Genomic DNA, 6,299 nt, shown 5'->3' on the forward strand with positions numbered 1-6,299 from the left:
GCCCCCATGCTCACCATGCAGGAACTCAGACGCAGTTTGCCCCGGCCCGGACGGGTGGAATGGATCGGCCTGCGGGAGGGCCGCCGCCTGCCCGTGCAGAGCGTGCCGCACGCCGAAGCACATCCGTTGGTGGGCTTGCTGGGCGACCACGGCAAAACCGCACCGGGTCGGCTGCGGGCCATTTCGGGCGAGGTCGGAGAAGAAATCACGCCTCCTGCTCCGCCCCCTTCCGCGCCCTCATCCGGCTGGCCCCAATCTGGTTGGAGCGGCCCCGGCAAGCGTCAGGTCACGCTGATTCAGGCTGAACATCTGCCGGTCATCGCAGCTCTGGCGGGCCTGGACACCGTAACCCCAGAAGAGCTGCGGCGCAATATCGTCGTTCGTGGCCTGCCATTGTTGGCCCTCAAGGACGCCCGTTTTCAGATCGGAGAAGTGATTCTGGAAGGCACGGGCGAATGCCACCCCTGCTCGCGGATGGAAGAAACTTTTGGGCCGGGTGGTTACAACGCGGTGCGCGGGCACGGCGGAATCACGGCGCGGGTGGTGCGCGGCGGGGTAATCCGGGTGGGCGACGCCCTGACGGTGTTGCCAGATTGACCCCCTTCGGGGCCAGAGACCCCGTATGCTGAAACCTGTGAGTCAGCCCCGCCCCTCCACCCGCCGCGTCCGGGCTTTTACCGTTCAGCGGGCCTTCGGCTTTTCGCGCCTGATTGTCGAATTGGGCGTGCTGAGTTCCTTCGCTTTCAGTCTGGCCCTGTTCATCGCGGCCACCGTGCAGGCTTACTTCAGTATCACGGCGGCGTTTGGACATCTGGGCGACGAGGGCAGCACCAAGCACCTGCTGATTGCCGCTGTAGAGCAGACAGACACCCTGCTGGTGGCAATGGCCCTGCTACTGATCAGTCTGGGGATGCAGTCGCTGTTCATCGGAGACGTGAAGAATGTGCCCGACTGGCTGCACATCCGCACTTTTGAAGACCTGAAGCAAAAGCTGTTGGGCGTGGTGGTCACGGCCATCGCGGTGGACTTCTTTTCGGTGGCGCTGGACTGGAAGGGCGGCTCCGATGTCCTGATCTACGGCGCAGCGGTGGCCGCCGTCATCCTGTCCATCGGGGCTTACTCGGTCATTCTGTCGCGCCAGAGTTCCAGGTACGCAGAAGGCGACGGGCATGGCTCAGGCCATTCTGAGGGTGCAGAGGAGGTTGCCAAGTGACGCCGGGAGTCGTGCAGCGGTTCGTGCGCTTGGATGAACGCCTGGAAGCGGTGCTGGCCCTGCTGCACACAGGCACCCACGCCGATATCGGCTCCGATCATGCCAAGCTGCCCCTGCGCCTGATCCAGACCGGGCAGGCGCGGCGCTGCATCGTGGTGGAACTCAATCCCGGCCCACTGGCCCTGGCGCGGCGCAATGTGGCCCGCGCAGGTCTGGCCGAGCAGATCGAGATTCGGGCGGGCGACGGCTTTGCGCCCCTGAACCCCGCCGAGGCCGACAGCGCCAGCATCACGGGGATGGGCGCAGGCACGATAGCGGCCATTTTGCGCCGCGCTGCTCCCGGTATCTTGCCGCCCACGCTGGTCTTGCAGCCCAACGATAATCCGGCTCCCATTCGTCTGTGGGCGCAGGAATCGGGTTATCACCTCACCGATGAGCGCCTGATCGACGGCTACTGGCCTTATCCGGTGCTGCGCCTGCTGCGGCAACCCGGCCCCGACCCGGCCTACCGGAATCTGCCGCTGGCCGCCGCCCTGCGTTACGGCCCTCACCTGCTGCAAGAGGCTGGCCCGCTGCTGGCCGCCCGCATCCGCGCCGATGTCAGCCGCCTGACCCCGCTGGCCGCACCGGGCCGCACCGCCCAACAGGAACTGGACGCTGCTCAGGACGCCCTGAAGGTACTGAATGGGCAAACGGACTGGGCGGGAACATAAAACAAAAAACCCGCCTTCCGGCGGCTGGTGCTTAACTTGATTGACGAAAGTATAGCGCGGTATGCAGCCAGAGTCAAACTATGCAGACGCGTTCTGAAAAATGCGTTCTAGACGGCTTTAAGATGAATGGGACTACGACCGTAGGTCGGGTGTCATACAGACAAACTGCCGGGTCCCTCTGTATTACCCTAGATTCCGTTGTCTTCCTTGCAAAGCTAAAACAAAAAACCCGCCTTCCGGCGGCTGGTGTTTAACTTGATTGACGAAAGTATAGCGCGGTATGCAGCCAGAGTCAAACTATGCAGACGCGTCTCAAAACTGCGTTCCAGACGGCTTTAAGACGAATAGGACTGCAACCTTAGCTCGGGTGTCATACAGACAAACTGCCGGGCTGCTCTGTATTGCCCTGGACTCTGTCGTCTTCTTGATAAGGCCAAAATAAAAAATCCGCCTTCCGGCGGCGGTTGTTTAACTTGATTGACAGAATTATAGCGTGGTATGCACCGCGAGTCAATCTATGCAGCCGGGTTTCTCTAAGCTTGAGCCATGCACCACGCCCTGACCCTCGGTGACGGCCACCTGACCCTGCGCCCGCTGACCCCTGACGATTTTCCCGCGTTGCTGGCCCTGACCCGCGCCACACCCGAGCAGTGGGCCTTGATGGGCAGTCTTCCCACTGAAGAAGCCTACTTTCAGGCGGCAATGGACGCACCCGACGCCCTGCCCTTCGTACTGGAAGTGGGCGGCGCGGTGGCGGGCAGCACGCGCCTGGGCGCACTCAGTCAGGTCCACCGCGCCGCCGAAATCGGCTGGACCTTCCTGAATCCGGCCCTGCACGGCAGTGGGGCCAACCGCCGCATGAAACTGCTGCTGCTCAGCCACGCCTTTGAAGACCTCTGGGACGGCCTCGGCTGCGTGCGGGTGCAGATCAAGACCGATGGCCGAAATCTCCGCAGTCAGCGGGCCATCGAAAAACTCGGGGCAGTGCGCGAAGGCGTGTTGCGCTCGCACATGATCACGTCCAGCGGCTATCTGCGCGATACGGTGATGTATTCCATCACGCAGGAGGAGTGGCCTGCGGTCAAAGCAGGGTTGATCTGAGGAGGCGGCGCGGCCATGAACGCGGTCAGGTTTGTAATGATTGGGCCAGTTTTTCCGTTCATTTGAACCTTCTCTGTCTTGGCCTGCCCCGTTACACTGGGGGCCATGACCGCACAACTTGAGGCCGTGGAACGCGTTCTGGCCGTTCCCGAAGACCAAACCCGCTGGGAAACTTTCGCGCCGCGCTATCAGGCATTGCAAGACGCCGACCTGACCGCAGAGGGCGTACCCGCATGGCTGGCACAGTGGAGCGCCGTGGACGCCGATCTGACGCAGGCCCGCTCCAAGCTGTCTACCCACGCCGACCTGCACACCGACGACGAGGCGATTCAGGCCCGCTTTCAGGCATTTGTGCAGGAGGTGATTCCCGGTGTACAACGGGCCGAGCAGGCCCTGACCGAAAAGCTGCTGGCTGTACCCGGTTACGTGCCAGCCCCCGATTTTGCTCTGAACTACCGCCGATTCCGCGACGCCGCCGCCCTGTTCCGTGAGGCGAACGTGGAACTGGGCACCACCCACGAGCAGCAGATGTCGCGCCACGGCGTGATCACGGGCAACCAGACCGTGACGCTGGACGGCGAAACGGTGACGGTGCCGCAGGCCAAAGCCAAACTGGACGATCCGGACCGCGCCGCCCGTGAAGCCGCCTGGCGGGCGCTGGCGGCCAGTAGTCTGGAGGTGGCCCCCGACCTCGACGCCCTGATGCTGGAACTGATCACGACCCGGCAGCAGCTCGCACGCAACGCCGATCTGGGCAATTTCCGCGATTACATGTGGAAGCGTCTGGACCGTGTAGATTACGCACCCGCCGACTGCGCCGCTTTTCATGAGGCCGTGCGTGAAGAAGTGGTGCCTCTGACGACCCGCATGATGGCCGATATTGCCGCCAAACTGGGTCTGGACATGGTGCGCCCCTGGGATTACAACCGCAACAACCTGCTTGACCCCGATGGCCGCGCTCCGCTGAAGCCCTTTAAGACAGGCGCGGAACTTGAAGAGCTGGCCCAGACTGCCTTCAACTCGCTGGATGCCGATCTGGGCGCACGCTTCCGCTCTATGCGCGGCGGCCTGCTGGACCTCGAATCGCGCCCCGGCAAGATGTCGCATGCTTACTGCGAGTATTACCCCGTCGAAAACCAGCCGTTTGTGCTAATGAATGTGGTCGGCACGGGCGAAGATGTGCGGGTGCTGTTTCACGAGGTGGGGCACGCCTTCCACGGCTTTTACAGCGGCGACGCCCAGCCGCTCCTCTGGAACCGCTGGAGTCCGATTGAGTTTGTGGAAATTCCCAGCATGGCGATGGAATTCCTGACGCTGGATCATCTGGGGCACGCCCTGACCCCCGAGGAACTGGCCCGCTACCGCCAGAAGCAGTTGGAAGGCGTGGTAGTTTTCTTGCCGTGGGCCGCGCAGATGGACGCTTTTCAGCACTGGCTGTACGCCGAAGCGCCCGCCGACCTCAGCATTGCCGACCTCGATAGCAAGTGGCTGGAACTTGACCGCACTTTCCATCCTTTCATCGACTGGGACGGGCTGGACGAAACCATTCGTGCCAAGGGCTGGCAGTATTACCACATCTTCCGTGCGCCCTTTTATTACATCGAGTACGCCATGTGCTACCTCGCGGCGGTGGGCATCTGGAAACAGGCCCGCCTTGATCCGGCAGCGGCTCTGGCGCATTACAAGGCCGCCCTGCGCCTCGGGAGTACCGTCACCAATCCAGAGCTATACCGTGCAGCAGGCGTCGAATTTCGCTTCGACCGAGACTACATCAAGGGGCTGATGGGCTTTTTGGGCGAGCAGCTGGCATAGGCAGGGAAAACAGGAAGGCCGCTGAGCAATCCCGTCTCAGCGGCCTCCCTGTTTTGGTCGGATTGCCTCAGCGTTAGCGTTTCAGTTCGCCGCTGTAAGCAAAGTCCTTTTCCTTGCCTTCCAGTTCCAGAGCGAATAGTTGGCTTGCGCCTGTGGCTCCGTGTGTACCGTTAATTTTGGCGTACAGAGTGCCATTTGCGCGGCGGAGTTCTCCATTCCAGCCAACATAGACAGGAACCGCCTGAGCCTGCAATTCAATCCCTGACGCCTGCGCTTTGGCCGTCAGCATGAGTGGTTCATCGTTCACGCGGGCTTCTCCGGTCATTTGGTATTCGGTTTTGGAAATCCAGGTGGCGTTTGCCTTCAGCCAGAGGATTTTGGGGGCTGTTCCCAGTTGCCAGTTCACGCCGTCAGCCTGTTGGTACTTGAGCACGCCCTCCTGTGTATTGAAGATGCTGCCCAAAATGGGAAGGCGGGCGGCGTCGGATGCAGCCGCGTCCACCTGCGCCGTGATCTGCCCGTCAGAGAGGCGCACCGTGCCGATGGTCTTGCTGAAAAAAGTGAGGGTAGTTCCGCTCAGACTCAACTCAGCCCACTGGCAATTCCGTGTGTCCACTGCCTTTCTGAGTGTGCCGTCAGCGCGGCGCAGCTCGATCACGCCATCGTTGTAGGGCAAAGCAATTCCGCCGTTGGGAAGCAGCAAAGCGTCGGTACTCAAGCTGTTAGCTACCTGAGCTGAGCATGGAGAGGAATGTTGGGAATTGCCGTCTATTTCCTGACCCGTGGTATTAGAGATGAAGACGAAGTGTTTAACTTTATAAAGGCCCTGCCAAACAGAATCTTCAACGATAAACCACTGTTTGTCTGATGACCAATACGTGTAGGTTTCCTTTGGTGGGCTGGTCAGCAGCTTGGTAATGGCGGGCTGTAGAGGCACAAGCTGACGTGTGCGCGTATCCATGATCGTGTTGTCGTTCATAAGCGCCAGTGTGCCTGTGGCATTAAAGCTCGTGAAGCCTTGGGGCAGTGCCCATCGGCCTGTTTCGGCCAACGTCAGAGGGTCGCGTTCGATGATGACCGTTTGATCATTGATATTTTGCTTATCAAGCAGGCGGGCCGGAGCAGTAGCTGTAGCCGCACGAAACAGCAGTCCGTTGTAACTAGACCCTCTCCACGGAATCTGCTTCAGCACTTGTCCGGTCTGACTGTCAATCGCCAATAACGCCGAATCGTTTCGGGGCGGCTGTCTCCACGGAATCTGCTTCAGCACTTGTCCGGTCTGACTGTCAATCGCCAATAACGCCGAATCGTTTCGGGGCGGCTGTAACTGGTAGAACCCGAAGAATTGTCCTCCCTCGCTCCGGTTCACGTAGAGCACTGAGTCGCTACGCGTAAGGTTGTCATAGCTCACAGACGGTGTCAGCATTCCGCGCCACTCGCCGTGCAGCGCGGCCTCTCCA

At 60.9% G+C, this 6,299-nt stretch carries 6 protein-coding genes; 5 read left to right on the forward strand and 1 reads right to left on the reverse strand.

Annotated elements, in window-relative coordinates; all coding sequences use genetic code 11:
* The first annotated feature begins 6 nt into the window (after positions 1-6).
* The 5 genes from F561_RS0113375 to F561_RS0113395 all read left to right on the forward strand — a co-directional run bounded on the left by F561_RS0113375 (position 7) and on the right by F561_RS0113395 (position 4,839).
* Positions 7-597 (forward strand): MOSC domain-containing protein, encoded by a 591-nt coding sequence (locus F561_RS0113375; RefSeq protein WP_040380738.1) that lies wholly within the window; start codon positions 7-9, stop codon positions 595-597.
* A gap of 37 nt (positions 598-634) precedes the next feature.
* Entirely contained in the window at positions 635-1,213 is a 579-nt protein-coding gene (locus F561_RS0113380) for a YqhA family protein (protein ID WP_245556518.1), read from the forward strand.
* Positions 1,210-1,926: a tRNA (adenine(22)-N(1))-methyltransferase TrmK gene (locus F561_RS0113385; protein WP_019010480.1), complete on the forward strand. Its 717-nt coding sequence runs from the start codon at positions 1,210-1,212 to the stop codon at positions 1,924-1,926. The genes F561_RS0113380 and F561_RS0113385 overlap by 4 nt, the downstream gene beginning before the upstream one ends.
* A gap of 546 nt (positions 1,927-2,472) precedes the next feature.
* A complete protein-coding gene (locus F561_RS0113390) occupies positions 2,473-3,027 on the forward strand; it encodes a GNAT family N-acetyltransferase (protein WP_019010481.1) in 555 nt (184 codons plus the stop codon).
* A gap of 105 nt (positions 3,028-3,132) precedes the next feature.
* Complete coding sequence (locus F561_RS0113395) at positions 3,133-4,839, forward strand: M3 family oligoendopeptidase (RefSeq protein WP_019010482.1); 1,707 nt, start codon at positions 3,133-3,135, stop codon at positions 4,837-4,839.
* A gap of 73 nt (positions 4,840-4,912) precedes the next feature.
* On the opposite strand, the gene F561_RS0113400 is transcribed toward F561_RS0113395, so the two are convergent.
* Positions 4,913-6,299: hypothetical protein (locus F561_RS0113400; RefSeq protein ID WP_026298895.1), on the reverse strand; the 1,387-nt coding region annotated here is incomplete at its 5' end.

This window comes from Deinococcus aquatilis DSM 23025, from assembly GCF_000378445.1.
Lineage (GTDB): Bacteria > Deinococcota > Deinococci > Deinococcales > Deinococcaceae > Deinococcus > Deinococcus aquatilis.

Coding starts and splice junctions, on each gene's coding strand:
- F561_RS0113375 (WP_040380738.1), top strand. CDS start 7: ATGCTCACCATGCAGGAACTCAGACGCAGTTTGCCCCGGCCCGGACGG.
- F561_RS0113390 (WP_019010481.1), top strand. CDS start 2,473: ATGCACCACGCCCTGACCCTCGGTGACGGCCACCTGACCCTGCGCCCG.
- F561_RS0113395 (WP_019010482.1), top strand. CDS start 3,133: ATGACCGCACAACTTGAGGCCGTGGAACGCGTTCTGGCCGTTCCCGAA.